Here is a 15,260-nt window from a genome sequence, read left to right as displayed (position 1 = left end):
CAATTGCCACGGCGGCTCATAGAATGTTCTAAATTGTGTGCTTTTAGAAATGATGCCCATTCAATGCTGGTAAACTGTGAACCTTGATCTGAATGTATGACAACTTTATCCGCAGGTTTTCGCCGCCACACAGCCATCAATAATGCCTGCAAAACAAGTTCTGTTGGTTGCCTGCTTTGCATAGACCAACCGACAACTTTTCTTGAATAAAGATCAATAACGACAGCGAGATAAGAATACCCCTCTGTCGTCTTAATATACGTAATGTCCGTTACCCAAAATCGATTGGGTTCCTGCACATCAAATTGGCGATCAAGTGTATTGTCAACCACGACAGATGGCTTGCCACCACATTGACCTGGCCGACGTTTATAACCAATCTGGGCGGATATCCCAGCCATACGGGCCAGACGAGCAACACGATTGGGACTTATGCATTCGCCCAGATCACACAGGTCATCATGTAATTTACGATAGCCGTAAACTTTGCCACTTTCTTCCCAAGCTTGCTTGAGTAATGCCGTTTGGCGTTGATCTTCAAGGGCTCTTTTGCTCAGTGGTGATCTTAACCACGCATAAAACCCGCTTGGGTGGACATGCAACATTCGGCACATGCTTCGAACCATAAAATCGCAGCTATGAACCTTGATAAAGGCGTACTTCACTTGGCATCTTTTGCGAAGAACGCCGTGGCCTTTTTTAAAATGTCACGTTCCTCAGTAACGCGAGCCAATTCTTTCTTTAGGCGGCTAATCTCAAGGGATTGATCTACAACTTCTTTGATGACAGGGGGGGATTTGGAAAAACGCTTACGCCACTGATAGAGCGAGTGCGTACTGACACCTAAGCGCTTAGAAACTTCCGCAACTGAATAGCCACGTTCTGTAATCTGCTTTACAGCGTCAATTTTAAAGTCATCGGTGAAATGGGATTTAGACATTAATAAACTCCTTGCCTCATTTTGTAACCGACAAGGTGTCTAGAAATCTAGGGGCTATTCATGTTTTCTAGTTTCATATCCCCCCCACCACAAACACGACTTTAGCAGGTGTGATATTACTAGTATCACCTCTCAATGGAAACACCTTAAAGAAGAAAATGAAAATACTATTTCCTCCTTAATAAACAGAATGGCATTACCCCTATTTTCAAGGAGCTACAGAAATAGACCGTTATGCAGCGATTTGTTTTGCTTGCTGCAATTTTGTTTTGGCGTTATAACGCCGTTAGCCATATTGCCCTATCAAATGTCAACTGACGCCAAAAGCTCCTCGAGAAATTCTTTCTTGATAACCATCTTCTGACACCTCCAAATTGGAGTTTACAGGATGGCCACTTACACAGGAAACCGGACAGGCTCGGTTAAAACTCAAACCCCTTAGTAATGATCAGCTCCAGCTTCGCACTAATCCGCGATAACGCCTCTCTTCGTTCATCCAAATAGTCATAGCGATCATAAATACCCTCAACCCCTTTTAATTTATGGTTCAGGCAGCGTTCGGCGATGTGACCGGGGATGCCTTCGCTTGCGAGTAAGCTGCGGAAGGTCCGTCGTAGATCGTGGACGGTGAAATGATCGACGGACAGCTTACCTTCTTTGAACAGCTTTTGAATGGCGGCATTGAGGGTGTCGTGGCTGATGTGTTGTGCGCTTTTGGTTGTTCTGCGGTTGGGGAAGACATATTCAGAACCGAAAGAACGGACCTTTAATTCTTCAAGCCACTGAACCACAGGGTCAGCCAGCGGAATGGTGATCGCTGCTTCTGTTTTGCTGCGCGCTTCCGGGATTTTCCAAAGCTTGTTCTGAAAGTCGAATTCATCCCATTTGGCGGCAATGAGTTCGCCTTTACGCACACCAAGGCAAAGCAACAGTGCAGTTGCCAGATAGTTTTCACGGGTGAACTGCACAGAGTTTTCGCGAAATGTGGTGAAAACGGATTTGAGTTCATTCAGAGTGAGGGCACGACTACGGCTTTTTTCAAACCCACCTGCATCATTGACGCTGAAAGGCTCCGCAGGGTTATGGGTGAGCAGGTCAAGTTTAATGCCGTGGCGGAAAAGCTGTTTACAATACATCAGGGCATCGTTCGCAATACTTGGTCTGTCACTTTTGGCAATTTTATTGAGAACGGCGCGAATATCGCGGGGCGTCACTTGGTTTAGGGAGAGACTGCCGATCAGAGGCTTAACCTCCTTGTGATACACTCTCTCTGGGATTTTAGGGTGTTTTAAGCGTCTTGCGCAATCTTCCAGCCAATCTTTCGCCAGATCATCCACCGTATTGAACGTACCGATTTCAGCCCGATGGCGTTCAGCTAAGGGGTCAACATCGTTTTTGCAATCTTCTTTGATCTGTGCGGCACGGGCATAGGCGTCTGCTAGCGACATTGTGGGGTAATTGCCAAGGGTCATCTCTCGGCGTTTACCAAAGACGGTGTAGCGAACGATCCAGCTTGAGGTGCCGACACTGCTGATACGAAAGTAGAGACCTGCCCCCGCAGCATGCCTTCCGGGCTTTCCAGACTTTGAAAGAGATTTGATTTTCGCTGCTGTGATCTGCATCGCCATGACAACACCTATTCAAAATTGGTGACAAGAATAGATATTATAAGGACGATACGATATTTTGTCACCGATCTTGTCACCACTTTATCGAAACATGGTGACAAACGATGAAACAGAATGAACAGGTGAAATTTAGTTAAATCGTTGTTTTATATATACTTATAAAACTTCGTGACCCACCATGAACGATCACTCTATATTCTGCACCTGCTCTCTAAACTGTTCGATGACCGCTTTCAGATCCAAGCCGATGCGGGTGAGGTCTACGTCTTGGGCTTTAGAGCAGAGTGTGTTGGCTTCGCGGTTGAATTCTTGACAGAGGAAATCGAGTTTGCGGCCGCACGGGCTGCCTTTAGCAAGCAAATCGCGCGCGCCATCGATATGGGCGCGCAGGCGGTCGAGTTCTTCGCGCACATCAGCTTTGGTCATCAGAACCGCGGCTTCTTGGGCGATGCGTTCTTCATCCAGTTCCGGCAAGTCTGCCATGACGTCTTTGAGTTGGCGTACCAAACGCGCTTTAATCGCGGCGGGTTGGGCGGCGGCGCAGGCTTCCACCTTGGTGCATAAGTCTGCAATCTCACTTAAGTGTGTATCCAACACTTCTTGCATGCGCGCCCCTTCACTGCCGCGATGTTCCAACAAGCTTTGCAGCGCATTTTCTAACGAGGACAGGATCACTTTTAAGACATCGGCGCGTTCTTCTTCGCTCTCGCTTTCCTCAATCGGTTCGATCACACCGCGCAGGCCCATCAGGCCATCAACGGAAGGCGCAGATACTGTTGGGATATCTTTCTGAATGTCCTGCATCACCCCGACCAGTTGCTTTAACAGTTCATGGTTGACGCGATAGCCCGCCTGTTCCTGATTATGGCTGACATTTAAGCTCACCGACATATTGCCGCGCGTGAAAAGTTTGCCAAACGCATTGCGCACCGGCAGGTCCAAGGCATCAAAGCCGGACGGCAGGCGCATGCGGATGTCCAATCCTTTGCCATTTACGCTGCGGACTTCCCATGTCCAACTATAATTCCCATACTGTCCGCTGGTGCGGGCAAATCCGGTCATTGAATGGATGGACATGTGCTTAATGCTCCTGTGTGGAAGATAAGATTTGACTTTGCTTATACCTTTCTTGCTAAGCTGTTGTCCATGAAACATATCCTGATTACCGGCGCTTCAAGCGGAATTGGTCATGCCCTCGCCCTTGAATATGCAGAACCGGACACAAAGCTCTCCCTGACCGGGCGCAACAAAGACCGATTGGACGAGATCGCAACCCTCTGTCGCGCCAAAGGGGCACTGGTTGAAACCAAACTCATCGATGTCATGGACCGTGCCGCCATGACAGACTGGTTACTGGCCATTGATGGCGCGGAGCCGCTGGACCTTGTCATCTCCAACGCCGGAATTTCCGGAGGCTCAAACGGAGTGGAAAACTGGGAAGAAAGCACCCGCGATATCTTCGCAGTCAATCTAGCTGGCACCCTCAATACCATTTTGCCGCTCATCCCGATCATGATCAATCGCAATCAGGGGCAAATCGCGCTCATGAGTTCGTTGGCCGGCTTTCGGGGGCTTGGCAGCTCCCCGGCTTATAGTGCCAGTAAAGTTGCGGTCAAAGCCTATGGGGAGGCCCTGCGCCTGCGCTATCAGGAGACAGGGCTAAAGGTAAATGTCATCTGTCCGGGCTTTGTGGAAAGCCGCATAACAGAAAAAAACAATTTTAAGATGCCTTTTTTGATGAAAGGTGATAAGGCTGCGCGTATAATTAGAAAAGGTATCGCCCAAAACAAGGCGATTATCGCTTTTCCCTTCCCTATGGCGACTGCTGTCCGACTGTTTAGTCTGATGCCCTTGGGATTGGTTCAGCTATTGTCCAAATATTTACCGTCTAAAGAATAGCCATGCCCTTTGATGCCCAAATAAAACGCGAAAATGAAACAGACCAGAAAAATGGCAACCATTCTCTGTTCTGTAAGACCTGTCAGTGCAAAATCACCCACCCCAATCAGCAGATTAGTATGCGTGGCGACCATGAGCATACGGTCTTTAACCGGGCGGGCGAGTTGTTTACCATTGGGTGCTTTAAAACGGCATCCGGCTGTATCGAGACGGGTCGCGCCAGCAGTGAATTTTCGTGGTTTCCGGGCTACAGTTGGAAAATCGCGCGGTGTACAAATTGCGGCATCCAGATGGGCTGGCATTTTGCGGGTGATGGCCCGATCAACAGCTTTTACGGATTAATCCTCAACCGATTGACCGACAGCCGCTGACCTGTCTGTGCTTTTTCCTTTTCCGGCAACACATCCAGACTGGGCCATAGCCCTGTAGATAGCGCCTGGGCGTACCCTTGCGCCAACCCTTGATCACGCATCTTGTCAGCGGCTTTTGCATACTCGTACTCAAGCTGATGAAAGCTCACGTCCAGCCCCTGTTCATCCGGGGTCAGGATCGCATACCATGTGCGCGGTTGCCCGTCATTGGCGGGCATGCCGATAACACCGGCATTGATCCAATATTGACCGTTCGCTTGATGCACAAAGGGCACCCCGCAATGTCCGGCGAGGATAACATCCACATCCGCGTTATAAAGCTCCTCCTCAATCTCTTGCTTTTGGGAGGCAAAGAGAAACCGATTGATCCGATCCACCCCGCCATGAATGGCCCGCAGCTTAAACGGTGTGTAACGCACCTCAATCAAGCGCGGGAGCTGGCGCATCCAGACCCGGTCGTCTTCGGTTAACTGAGCTTGGGCATGAGTAAACCATTGCTTGGATAGCAGGTCACACGTCGTCCCTTCTTCAAACCCGCAGCCACAGTCGTCTGCCCCAAGGCCCAGACTTTCCTCACAGTTGCCCATCACCACGGGGACCCCCCAGTCGCGAATTTCATCCACACAGGCTTTCGCATCGGCGCAATAGGCCACCACATCTCCGGTACAGAGGCAATGATCCGGCGCAATGCCGCGCACCGCCGCCATATCGCGCAGGGCTTTTAAGGCTTCAAGGTTGGAATAGGGACCGCCGAAGACCAGCAGCGGCCCTTTGAGTCTAAGGATCATGCGTTACCTGCTTTTACCCGTTGGAGGGAGCCAAGCGCAAAGCTTGTCATAGCCACCCCGAGAACGCAAAGGCAGATCATCAGAAGCTTGGCATATTTATGCTCCAAGCCCAGCAAAGGTGTGATCAGCGACAGATGACCGCCTGCCTCCATCATATAAAGCGCGCCACCGGCAAGGGCGGTAAAGAAGCTGAGGACATAGGCCCATAAGGCCGTTTCACGCTTCCACATAATGTTGAAGAAGATCACCGGCGTTAAGAACATAGAGGCCGTGCCGCTGACCGCAACAGCCGCAAACAGATCTTTCTGCCCCAAAAACAGGAAGAACAGACCGCCTAATAAAAACAGCGCCATTACGATGCGCCCGTTGCGCACGGTCTTGTCCATAAAGCCCATCTGATCGACAACCAGTTTGGAGGAACTGGAGAACGTCGAGTCGAGCGTGGAAACCGCCGAGACAATCAAAGCGACATTAAAAATAATCATCGCAGGTTCCCCCAACAATCGGGTCAGGGCGACGACCATGGCTTCACCACTTTCTTTGTTCAATCCCGCAAAGATACCCAACAGGCCAAACAGGATAATCGCAACAACCGAAATCGCACAGGCGTATTGGAAGCTTTTGCGTGTGGTCACCCGATCTGCCAAGAAACCACGATCCATCATCACCGGATCGTGCATGGGATAGCTCCAGACCTGCAACAAGGCCACCGCCAGCAAAATCCAGCCGGGTGCGGAAAAGTCTGGGCTGGAGGATAAGATCGCCCCCACATCAAACGTGCTTTCCACACTCATCACCCCGACCAGAACAATCAAGCTCGCGATCAACAAAAGCGTTTGAAAAACATCGGTACGCAAGGAGGCCCGCAAGCCGCCCATCATGGAATATACCAAGGTCAGCACAGCAAGCGCGATGATGGACAGCGTATAGCCCGTACTGCCCGCCACGCCAAAAATGATGCCGATCACCAAGAGGTTGGCAAAGACCTCGCTCAGCAGGCGCACGCCGACCAGAATGTTATAGCTCAGAGTCCCCACGCGCCCGTACCGGTCAAACAAACAGGCCTGAATGCTATCGTAGCCATGTTCAAAGCGCACCCGATCAACGATGTAGCCGCCCGTTAAAAAGCTCAGATAATAGGCCGCATAGGCCAAGGTGCCCGCGATCCCATAGTAAAAACCGAGGATCGCCGCATTCATCAGTGAACGGGCAAAAATCCACGTGGTCACCTGGGACAACGTCAGGGTCCACAAGCCTGGAGCCTGGCCAAACTCATCAAAGCCTTTAAAAAAGCCATCGGTTGTTTTCACCCGTGGTGACAGGATAAAACTGATCACCGCCATCGCAACGACTAACGCTATTAATACGGTTTCTGACATAGGACCCTCTTGTAGATGTATCTGCGCTCAGCTTATCTATCAGCGTGATCAAAAACCAATCACAAGCCCGTGAACAAAAAAGGGAGACGCTGATGCCTCTCCCTTAAATCTGTTTGCCCCTACTTGCGCGACCGTTCGATCCGCCGCCATTTTGCGACATTGCGATTATGTTCCTGCAAACTATTGGCAAAGGCGTGCCCGCCCGTACCGTCTGCTACAAAATAGAGCGCCTTGGTTTCCAGCGGGTTCAAAACCGCCTCAATCGAGGCGCGGCCTGGATTACTGATCGGGGTCGGGGGCAAACCGTAGATCGTGTAGGTGTTATAGGCTGTGGGGGTTTTTAAATCCTTTTTTGATAAAGGGCGGCCCAAGTCCGATTGCCCCAAGGTAATCCCATACGCCACCGTCGGGTCAGTCTGCAACCGCATGCGTTTGTTCAACCGATTGATAAAGACCCCTGCCACCATGCCGCGCTCTGAACTGATCGCCGTTTCTTTTTCAACAATAGAGGCCAAGATCAAGGCCTCCTGCTTTGTTGCTAACGGTAATCCCTCTTTGCGGTTTGACCATAACGCATCCAGCGTCGCCTGCATGGCATCCTGCATATGGTCCAATATATCGGCACGCTTGGCCCCACGGGCATACGTATAGGTTTCCGGCAGCAAGCTGCCTTCTGGCGGGATGTTCGTAATCACCCCGTCCAGACCGTCATGGGCATTCAACAAAGCCACGATCTCAGCCGAGGTGAGGCCTTCCGGCAAGGTGATACGGTGAAGCACCGTCTTACCTTCTTCCAGAATATGGGCGGCTTGCTCTGGTGTAACTTGGGCCGGGAACAGAAATTCACCCGCCTTCAAACGTTTATCCAGCTTGGCAACCCGCAAGGCAAGGCGAAAGGCCAAGGGGTTCTCAATCACCCCTTCCCCATGCAAGAGGTTGGCAATCTTGGCAACGCCACTCCCTTGCGGAATGACCACCACTTTATCTTCCTGCAACACCCACGACTGGGTGAAGTTTTTCTTCAACCAATACGCCCCGCCGCCTGCGGCAAGACCTATGATAACCAGAAACCCCACAAGAAAAGCCGAAACCTTCTTAATCGAAGATTTCGGCTTTTTTGTCTGTTTCTGTTTCTTAGGAGCTTCTTCAGCTTCAGACATGAAACATCCTTAGTCCACGGACTTGAACACCAATGAAGCGTTTGTGCCACCAAACCCGAAGGAGTTGGACAACGCAATATTAACTTTGCGCTCTTTTGCCTGCAGCGGCGCCAGATCCATGTCACAGCCCTCAGACGGGTTGTTCAGGTTCAGGGTTGGCGGCACGACATTGTCGCGGATGGACAGCAGAGAGAAAATGGCTTCAACCGCACCGGCTGCACCCAACAGGTGACCGATGGCAGATTTCGTCGAAGACATTGTCGGATTCTTGTAGTGAGCGCCCAACATACGCTTAACCGCACCATGCTCAATCTCGTCACCCAACGGTGTGGATGTGCCGTGTGCGTTGATGTAGTCGATATCTTCCGGATTGATGCCCGCGCGTTTGATAGAGGCCTGCATCGCACGGAAACCACCGTTCCCGTCAGACGCTGGTGCGGTGATGTGATACGCATCGCCAGACATGCCGTAGCCAATGACTTCGCCATAGATCTTGGCACCACGGGCTTTCGCACGCTCATATTCTTCCAAAACAACAACGCCAGCACCTTCGCCCATGACAAAACCGTCACGACCTTCGTCCCACGGACGAGACCCCGCAGTCGGATCATCATTGTAAGATGTAGAGAGCGCTTTTGCCTGCGCAAAACCAGCCATGCCCAAACGGCAACAGGCAGCTTCTGCCCCACCGGCAACCATTACGTCCGCGTCATCCAAGGCGATGATACGTGCCGCATCACCGATCGCATGCGCCCCTGTTGCACAGGCCGTCACAACTGCGTGGTTCGGACCTTTAAAACCGTACTTGATGGACACATGACCAGACACAAGATTGATCAAACTTGCCGGAATAAAGAACGGTGATAAACGACGAACACTGTTGGTTTCGACCGTCACTGCGCCTTTAGAAATTTCAGGCAGACCACCGATACCAGAACCGATCATGACACCTGTGCGACACAATGTTTCTTCATCGTCAGATTGAACACCCGCATCTTCAACAGCTTCAATTGCGGCTGCCAGACCATAGACAATAAAGTCGTCCATGCGACGTCGTTCTTTCGGCGTTACATAATCGTCGAAATTAAACAGACCTGCGCCTTCACCGAGTGGTACTTGACCGGCAATTTTGGCTGGAATGTCGGAAACATCGAAAGATTCGATGGCATTAATACCTGATTCGGCATTCAAAAGTTTTTCCCAAGTCGGTTTAACACCATTTGCCAATGGTGACACCATACCCAGGCCTGTAATGACAACACGTCTCATGTCAGATCATAATCCCTAACGTCTGGATTGATAGGCTTATAAACAAGAATGAGCGCAAACCGAACAACGGCCGACGCTCACATCTCGTTTTAACGCACTTGAAGGAATTAGCCGTTTGCTTCGATGAAGTCGATGGCGTCCTTAACAGTCAAGATTTTTTCAGCAGCATCGTCCGGAATTTCACAACCGAATTCTTCTTCGAACGCCATTACCAGCTCAACAGTGTCCAAGCTGTCAGCGCCCAGATCGTCGATGAAAGAAGCGTTTTCAGTTACTTTAGCTTCTTCAACGCCGAGGTGTTCAACTACGATTTTCTTTACGCGCTCTGCGACATCGCTCATCTTAATAATTCCCTTAACGGTATTGGTACTAGGTCCGGCCCTTTGCCCGACCTCTCTATAAAACTGTTCCCCGACTCCTTAAAAGAGTCAGGATTGTGGTTTCGTAGCACACTTTTTAAGCAGGTGAAAGCCCTAATTGAGAGGCTTTCGACCCATTTAAATCATCGCCATGCCACCGTTGATATGCAAGGTCTGACCTGTAACATATTGCGCTTCATTACTTGCCAGATACACAACACCGGATGCAATCTCGTCCGCTTGGCCCATACGCCCTGCCGGAATCATGCCCAACATGGCTTCTTTAACACCATCAGACAGCTCGTCCGTCATGGCTGTTGCGATATAGCCCGGTGCCACACAATTAACGGTTACACCACGGGACGCCACTTCTGCCGCCAATGATTTGGAATAGCCAATCATGCCCGCTTTAGACGCTGCATAGTTTGCCTGACCTGCATTCCCCGTTACCCCAACGATGGAGGTAATGCCGATGATACGGCCCCAACGTTTTTTCATCATGCCGCGCAAAACCGCCTTGGACAGTTTAAAAGCGGCTGTAAGGTTAACGTTAAGCACAGAATCCCAATCTTCGTCTTTCAGACGCATCGCAAGGTTATCACGTGTCAGACCTGCGTTATTAACCAGAATGTCCAGCGATCCCATAGCTTCTTCAGCTTGTTTCGGCAAAGCCGCCAAGGCTTCGTCATCAGACAGGTTGCACGGCAGAATATGCACACGCTCGCCACCGATTTCTGCCGCTACTTTTTCCAACGCTTCAACGCGTGTGCCGGTCAGGCCAACGGTTGCGCCTTGGGCATGCAGTGCTTTTGCAATCTCGGCACCAATACCGCCGGATGCACCTGTCACCAATGCGCACTTACCTGTTAAATCAAACATATCTATTCACCCTATTCTTTATAATTACAGAGACGCCAAGAAAGACTCGATATCCGCCGGACCGTTCACCGCAACCCCTGTCAGGGAACGATCAATACGACGCGCCAGACCGGACAGGACTTTCCCTGTCCCCAATTCGACCAATTGCTCAACACCTTGGTCTTTCATGTAAAGGACACCTTCGCGCCAACGAACGGAACCACAGACCTGCTCGACCAGCAGTTTGCGGATTTCTTCCGGGTCCGTCACTTGTTCCGCCGCCACGTTTGCTACAACCGGCACGCTTGGCGCGTTGATGATGACATCCGCCAAAGCTTCCGCCATCGCATCTGCGGCAGGCTGCATCAAGGCACAATGGAACGGTGCTGAAACAGGCAACAGAACGGAGCGTTTCGCGCCCTTTTCTTTGGCAATTTCAATGGCACGATCAATCGCAGCCTTAGCACCGGACAAAACCACTTGGCCCGGTGCGTTGTCGTTTGCTGCTGTACAGACTTCACCTTGCGCCGCTTCTTCAGCAACCGCTTGCGCATCTTCCAAAGAAAGACCGAGGCAAGCTGCCATCGCGCCTTCACCAACCGGCACAGCCGCTTGCATGGCTTTACCACGTACTTTCAGCAAACGTGCCGTATCCGCGATAGAGAAAGCGCCCATTGCTGCCAGCGCCGAATATTCACCCAAAGAGTGACCGGCGACCATGGCGCAGTGGTCTGCCAGATTGATATTGCCTTCTTTTTCCAGAACGCGAGACACGGCAAGGGACACCGCCATCAAGGCCGGTTGCGCATTTTCGGTCAGGACCAACTGATCGTCCGGGCCTTCGAACATGATTTTTGACAGGTTCTGGGACAGAGCCTCATCAACTTCTTCAAAAACTTCACGTGCGACCGAGAATGCTTCAGCCAAATCTTTACCCATGCCAACAGCTTGAGAACCTTGACCGGGAAATACAAATGCGCGGGTCATATATGAAACGCCTTCTAGAATGCAAATACAAATTGTTTGGACCAACAAATAAAGCCTTGCCGCTATCTGTCAAGCAACAACACACGATATGACGACTTTTTTGCCCTTCTTTTACATTTTTATGGACAGCCGTTCCAAGCGCAAGCGATGACGCTCATCTGTCAGACGGTAAACGCCCAGAATAACCGCGCTGACCGTGCCAATCGCCGTGCCCCCTGCGATGAGAAACATAATCAGGGCTTGGTATTTTGCCGCCTCGATCGGGTCGGCCCCGGCCATCAACTGTCCGGTCATCATACCGGGTATAAACACAAGGCCCGCCGCCGACATGGAATTAACGATTCCGATCAAGCCCGTATGGAGGGATTGGCGAATGACCGCCTGGCAGGCTTGGGTGCGGGTATGCCCCAAGGCAAGGCGAGCTTCAATCGCATCGCTATTTTGTTTCAGGGCATTTGCCAAGGTGGACAGGCCAATGCTGATCCCCGTCATGGTATTGCCCAGCACCATCCCCAGCAACGGTATGGTGTAGCGCGCATCATACCAAGGGTCCGGCTTTAACTGCACAAACAGGGAAAAAACGGTAACAATCCCTGCCGCCATACAGATACTACCCGTTGCGATCCCATAGCCCCACCAGCCTTCCATGGGGCGGGTCTGTCGGGCCACCACTTCATAGCCGGCAAATGCAACCATGACCAACACAGCCAAAAGCGTCCAAAGCGGCATATCGGCGGCAAACAAAAACCGCAACACATAGGCCATCAGACTAAGCTGAACGGCCATACGCACGCCAGCGATCAACAGACTAAAGGGGGAGCCTGCTTTATATATAAGTGTCACTGCCCCATGCACCAGCAACAACAGGCTGCCGAGCGCCAATTCCATATAGCCGATCTCGATCACGACCGTACCTCCGACACGCGACGGTTATAGATTTGCCACTGCCGTTTGGCAAAACGATCCACCTGACGCTCATCATGGCTCACAAACAAAACCGCAACCAGTCCGGCCTTTAAATAGCTGGACAACACCTCTTCCACCATGATCTGGTGGGCCTGATCCAGCGCGGCGGTTGGCTCGTCCAAGAGCAGATATCGCACACGGCCTTCCGTCACATCTTCCAGCGCCCGGATCAAGGCAAGCCGTTGCGACTCACCTGTTGAAAGCCGTGCCACCGGCGCATCAATCAATTTTTCATCCAGATCAAACAGGGGCAGAATATCGCGCAACCAATCCAGATCGTTAAAATGATCCACCACGCGATCTTCCCACCATGCGGGTTTAGCACCAACGAAGGTGATTTGTCGCCGCCAGTCCGGTGCCGCCATGTCATTACGCTCACACCCGTCCAGCACCAAACGCCCCTGATTGGGCAGTAAATCCGCAAGGGCTTTCAAAAATAAGGATTTGCCCATCCCTGATGCGGCAGTCAGAGATACACAGTCGCCCGCTTGCAGGCATAAGCCCTGTGCAGAAATCCCTTTGACCTCCAGATTTTCAATCATCAGCATCGTATCTTCCTGCCTTCGCAAAGACTTGCATTTATCCTATCACATGAATACTTTAGTATTAGTACATATATTTTTAAATAAGTAAGCAAAATCAACTGGAGAGCGCTATGAAATTCTTACCCCTGTCAGCACTGCTTGGGGCAGCCGTTTTGGTATCAGCCTGTCAAACAACCGTCAGCTCACCAAGCGTCAAAGTCAAAAGCCCGTCTGGTGTAGAGATTGAAGTGAAAGATTCCGACAAATCCGGCGATGGCAAATTCTGTCCACCGGGACAGGCGAAAAAAGGCAACTGCTAATCAGCCCCCTTCCTTTCTACCTGCCCAACGGCAAACTTGAGGTTTCTTTCACCTCATTGACGGAAATCTGGGACTGGATCGCATTCACACCGGGGATAAGACGCAAAGCATTTATCCGTTCGCCAAATTCATCAAGGTCGGACGCAACCATTTGCACTAAATAATCCACACTCCCCGTGATGCAGTGACACATAACGATCCAGTCCAATTCCTGCATTTTTTTTTCAAATTCCATGGTCGGGTCCATATTGTGCGTTTGAAATGTGACATTCACAAACGCCACCACCCCAAACCCGAGCTTGCGCCGATCCAAGACCGCCCGATAGCTCGAAATCAGCCCATTTTCTTCCAGCCGCTTCCAACGCCGCCAGCACGGTGTCTCACTCAGGTTCACCGCTTGAGCAAGCTTGGTATTACTGATCCGGGAATCTTCCTGCAAGATGCGCAGGATCTTCAGATCGACCTCATCCAGCTCTATAGGGGTTTCTTTTTCTTTATGTATCATTTTTAGAGACTTCTTTCAAAAATCCTAAAATATAGGGCAATATAAAAAGGATATTCCTGCTTATAGAAAATAAAATCAATATCTCTTTTGATTTTACAGGAAGACAGATCATGGAACTCCTTCACGGCCTGCTGGTTATCACGACCCTCCATGTGTTTGCCATTGTCTCGCCCGGGCCCGAATTTTTACTCATCTCACGCCAGACGTTGGAACACGGCAAAAAGATCGGGCTTTTTTGTGTTCTCGGCAGCTTGCTCGGCAGCATTATCCATATCGGCTATTCCTCGTTCGGATTGGCACAAGTCCTCTCCCAATCAAAAAACGCCCTCCTGTTCATCCAACTGGCAGGCGGGGGCTACCTGATCTATCTAGGCCTTGGCGCCATGCGTGCACGCCCCAAACAATGCACAGATTCCCAACTCCCCTTGCTTTTAGAGAACTCACGTAAATCCCTGAGAAAAGGTTTTCTGTGCAACCTGCTTAACCCAAAGGCTATTCTGTATTATCCAGCCGTCTTCACCTTTGTTCTATCAAGCGATATTTCCAACGGGGAGATCACCATCTATGGCTTATGGATGATGTCCATCCATGCTCTCTGGTTCACCTTTGTCGTGCTGATCCTGTCCAAACCACGTATCAACCAGCTGTATGGACAATATAGCCATTGGATCGACCGTATTTTAGGCGTCGCCATGGTCCTTTTAGGGCTAAAAGTGATCTTCCTTTAAACATTAGGGACTTGCGATATATCAATGCAAGCCTTATGGATGACTGTCATCTTTTGACTTTAAAACCTTATAAAAAACAGAACAGGAAACCTCATGTCACAGATTGCCTTTCAAGATGCCTACCCCGACGATTTCAGCCATTGTTATGGCTGCGGAAAAAACAACCCGATGGGCCATCAACTAAAAAGCTATTGGGAGGGGGAGGAAACGGTTGCGACCTTCACACCAAACGAAGAACACACAGCGCTGCCCGGCTTCGTCTATGGGGGCTTGCTTGCCTCTCTGATTGACTGTCACGGCACAGGTTCAGCCTCTGCTGCGGCTTACAAGGCTGAAGGTCGTCCCTTGGGGAGCGAGCCTGCGTTACGTTTTGTCACAGGTAATCTCAATGTTGATTTTCTCGCGCCCACACCTTTAGGCGTCCCCCTCCAGCTAAGAGGGACGATCCGAGAAGTCAAAGAAAAGAAAGTGATTGTGGATATTACCATCTACGCGAACGACAAAGCCTGTGTCAAAGGCTCTGTCATCGCTGTAAAAATGCCGGCCTCAATGTTGCCGAGCGCCTAACGAAGGCAAAAG

General features: G+C 50.7%; 17 protein-coding genes and 1 pseudogene. 5 read left to right on the top strand and 13 right to left on the bottom strand.

Features of this window, described 5'->3' with window-relative positions; genetic code table 11:
- The 3 genes and pseudogenes from Q397_RS0116125 to Q397_RS0116110 form a co-directional block, all read right to left on the bottom strand.
- Positions 1-940: pseudogene (locus Q397_RS0116125) on the bottom strand (IS3 family transposase); the annotation flags it as partial.
- Between the two features lie 422 nt (positions 941-1,362).
- On the bottom strand, positions 1,363-2,568 hold the full coding sequence (locus tag Q397_RS0116115; RefSeq protein ID WP_028880296.1) for a tyrosine-type recombinase/integrase: 1,206 nt from the start codon (positions 2,566-2,568) through the stop codon (positions 1,363-1,365).
- Positions 2,569-2,754: 186 nt separating this feature from the next.
- Positions 2,755-3,645 (bottom strand): YicC/YloC family endoribonuclease, encoded by an 891-nt coding sequence (locus Q397_RS0116110; protein ID WP_028880295.1) that lies wholly within the window; start codon positions 3,643-3,645, stop codon positions 2,755-2,757.
- A gap of 69 nt (positions 3,646-3,714) precedes the next feature.
- On the opposite strand from Q397_RS0116110, the gene Q397_RS0116105 reads away from it, so the two are divergent.
- The gene (locus Q397_RS0116105; protein WP_038014389.1) at positions 3,715-4,467 is read left to right on the top strand and encodes an SDR family NAD(P)-dependent oxidoreductase; all 753 of its coding nucleotides are present in this window, start codon (positions 3,715-3,717) and stop codon (positions 4,465-4,467) included.
- Positions 4,468-4,469: 2 nt separating this feature from the next.
- Positions 4,470-4,838, top strand: coding sequence for a cereblon family protein (locus tag Q397_RS25045; RefSeq protein ID WP_038014356.1), 369 nt, complete (start codon positions 4,470-4,472; stop codon positions 4,836-4,838).
- Here Q397_RS25045 and Q397_RS0116095 read toward each other — a convergent pair.
- The 9 genes from Q397_RS0116095 to Q397_RS0116055 form a co-directional block, all read right to left on the bottom strand.
- Complete coding sequence (locus Q397_RS0116095) at positions 4,799-5,626, bottom strand: metallophosphoesterase family protein (RefSeq protein WP_028880293.1); 828 nt, start codon at positions 5,624-5,626, stop codon at positions 4,799-4,801. The genes Q397_RS25045 and Q397_RS0116095 overlap by 40 nt on opposite strands.
- Positions 5,623-7,005, bottom strand: coding sequence for a sodium:solute symporter family transporter (locus Q397_RS22995; protein ID WP_038014353.1), 1,383 nt, complete (start codon positions 7,003-7,005; stop codon positions 5,623-5,625). Before Q397_RS22995 ends, Q397_RS0116095 begins: the two co-directional genes overlap by 4 nt.
- 119 nt (positions 7,006-7,124) lie before the next feature.
- The gene (gene mltG, locus Q397_RS0116085; protein ID WP_084149090.1) at positions 7,125-8,165 is read right to left on the bottom strand and encodes an endolytic transglycosylase MltG; all 1,041 of its coding nucleotides are present in this window, start codon (positions 8,163-8,165) and stop codon (positions 7,125-7,127) included.
- A 9-nt stretch (positions 8,166-8,174) separates the two neighbouring features.
- The gene (fabF, locus tag Q397_RS0116080; protein ID WP_028880291.1) at positions 8,175-9,434 is read right to left on the bottom strand and encodes a beta-ketoacyl-ACP synthase II; all 1,260 of its coding nucleotides are present in this window, start codon (positions 9,432-9,434) and stop codon (positions 8,175-8,177) included.
- A 107-nt stretch (positions 9,435-9,541) separates the two neighbouring features.
- Positions 9,542-9,775, bottom strand: a complete 234-nt coding sequence (locus Q397_RS0116075) for an acyl carrier protein (protein WP_028880290.1) — start codon at positions 9,773-9,775, stop codon at positions 9,542-9,544.
- 156 nt (positions 9,776-9,931) lie between these two features.
- A complete protein-coding gene (gene fabG, locus Q397_RS0116070) occupies positions 9,932-10,672 on the bottom strand; it encodes a 3-oxoacyl-[acyl-carrier-protein] reductase (protein WP_028880289.1) in 741 nt (246 codons plus the stop codon).
- Between the two features lie 24 nt (positions 10,673-10,696).
- Complete coding sequence (fabD, locus tag Q397_RS0116065) at positions 10,697-11,638, bottom strand: ACP S-malonyltransferase (RefSeq protein WP_028880288.1); 942 nt, start codon at positions 11,636-11,638, stop codon at positions 10,697-10,699.
- A gap of 111 nt (positions 11,639-11,749) precedes the next feature.
- On the bottom strand, positions 11,750-12,544 hold the full coding sequence (locus tag Q397_RS0116060; protein WP_028880287.1) for an ABC transporter permease: 795 nt from the start codon (positions 12,542-12,544) through the stop codon (positions 11,750-11,752).
- On the bottom strand, positions 12,541-13,152 hold the full coding sequence (locus tag Q397_RS0116055) for an ABC transporter ATP-binding protein (protein WP_028880286.1): 612 nt from the start codon (positions 13,150-13,152) through the stop codon (positions 12,541-12,543). The genes Q397_RS0116060 and Q397_RS0116055 overlap by 4 nt, the downstream gene beginning before the upstream one ends.
- Positions 13,153-13,259: 107 nt before the next feature.
- Between Q397_RS0116055 and Q397_RS0116050 the strand changes: the two genes are divergently transcribed.
- On the top strand, positions 13,260-13,448 hold the full coding sequence (locus tag Q397_RS0116050; RefSeq protein WP_028880285.1) for a hypothetical protein: 189 nt from the start codon (positions 13,260-13,262) through the stop codon (positions 13,446-13,448).
- A gap of 16 nt (positions 13,449-13,464) precedes the next feature.
- Here Q397_RS0116050 and Q397_RS0116045 read toward each other — a convergent pair whose 3' ends face one another.
- On the bottom strand, positions 13,465-13,953 hold the full coding sequence (locus tag Q397_RS0116045; RefSeq protein WP_038014349.1) for an Lrp/AsnC family transcriptional regulator: 489 nt from the start codon (positions 13,951-13,953) through the stop codon (positions 13,465-13,467).
- A 110-nt stretch (positions 13,954-14,063) separates the two neighbouring features.
- On the opposite strand from Q397_RS0116045, the gene Q397_RS0116040 reads away from it, so the two are divergent.
- Positions 14,064-14,681, top strand: a complete 618-nt coding sequence (locus tag Q397_RS0116040) for a LysE family translocator (protein ID WP_028880283.1) — start codon at positions 14,064-14,066, stop codon at positions 14,679-14,681.
- 93 nt (positions 14,682-14,774) lie between these two features.
- Positions 14,775-15,248, top strand: a complete 474-nt coding sequence (locus Q397_RS0116035) for a PaaI family thioesterase (protein ID WP_028880282.1) — start codon at positions 14,775-14,777, stop codon at positions 15,246-15,248.
- The last annotated feature ends 12 nt before the right edge of the window (positions 15,249-15,260 follow it).

Origin of the sequence: Terasakiella pusilla DSM 6293 (assembly GCF_000688235.1) — a bacterium.
Taxonomy (GTDB): Bacteria; Pseudomonadota; Alphaproteobacteria; order Rhodospirillales; family Terasakiellaceae; genus Terasakiella; species Terasakiella pusilla.
Note: the sequence above shows the minus strand (reverse complement) of the source record. Positions and strands in the feature narration are given on the sequence as shown.

Coding starts and splice junctions, on each gene's coding strand:
- Q397_RS0116115 (WP_028880296.1), bottom strand. CDS start 2,568: ATGGCGATGCAGATCACAGCAGCGAAAATCAAATCTCTTTCAAAGTCT.
- Q397_RS25045 (WP_038014356.1), top strand. CDS start 4,470: ATGCCCTTTGATGCCCAAATAAAACGCGAAAATGAAACAGACCAGAAA.
- fabD (WP_028880288.1), bottom strand. CDS start 11,638: ATGACCCGCGCATTTGTATTTCCCGGTCAAGGTTCTCAAGCTGTTGGC.
- Q397_RS0116040 (WP_028880283.1), top strand. CDS start 14,064: ATGGAACTCCTTCACGGCCTGCTGGTTATCACGACCCTCCATGTGTTT.
- Q397_RS0116035 (WP_028880282.1), top strand. CDS start 14,775: ATGTCACAGATTGCCTTTCAAGATGCCTACCCCGACGATTTCAGCCAT.
- fabF (WP_028880291.1), bottom strand. CDS start 9,434: ATGAGACGTGTTGTCATTACAGGCCTGGGTATGGTGTCACCATTGGCA.
- Q397_RS22995 (WP_038014353.1), bottom strand. CDS start 7,005: ATGTCAGAAACCGTATTAATAGCGTTAGTCGTTGCGATGGCGGTGATC.
- Q397_RS0116075 (WP_028880290.1), bottom strand. CDS start 9,775: ATGAGCGATGTCGCAGAGCGCGTAAAGAAAATCGTAGTTGAACACCTC.
- Q397_RS0116045 (WP_038014349.1), bottom strand. CDS start 13,953: ATGATACATAAAGAAAAAGAAACCCCTATAGAGCTGGATGAGGTCGAT.
- mltG (WP_084149090.1), bottom strand. CDS start 8,165: ATGTCTGAAGCTGAAGAAGCTCCTAAGAAACAGAAACAGACAAAAAAG.
- Q397_RS0116095 (WP_028880293.1), bottom strand. CDS start 5,626: ATGATCCTTAGACTCAAAGGGCCGCTGCTGGTCTTCGGCGGTCCCTAT.
- Q397_RS0116050 (WP_028880285.1), top strand. CDS start 13,260: ATGAAATTCTTACCCCTGTCAGCACTGCTTGGGGCAGCCGTTTTGGTA.
- Q397_RS0116110 (WP_028880295.1), bottom strand. CDS start 3,645: ATGTCCATCCATTCAATGACCGGATTTGCCCGCACCAGCGGACAGTAT.
- Q397_RS0116055 (WP_028880286.1), bottom strand. CDS start 13,152: ATGCTGATGATTGAAAATCTGGAGGTCAAAGGGATTTCTGCACAGGGC.
- fabG (WP_028880289.1), bottom strand. CDS start 10,672: ATGTTTGATTTAACAGGTAAGTGCGCATTGGTGACAGGTGCATCCGGC.
- Q397_RS0116105 (WP_038014389.1), top strand. CDS start 3,715: ATGAAACATATCCTGATTACCGGCGCTTCAAGCGGAATTGGTCATGCC.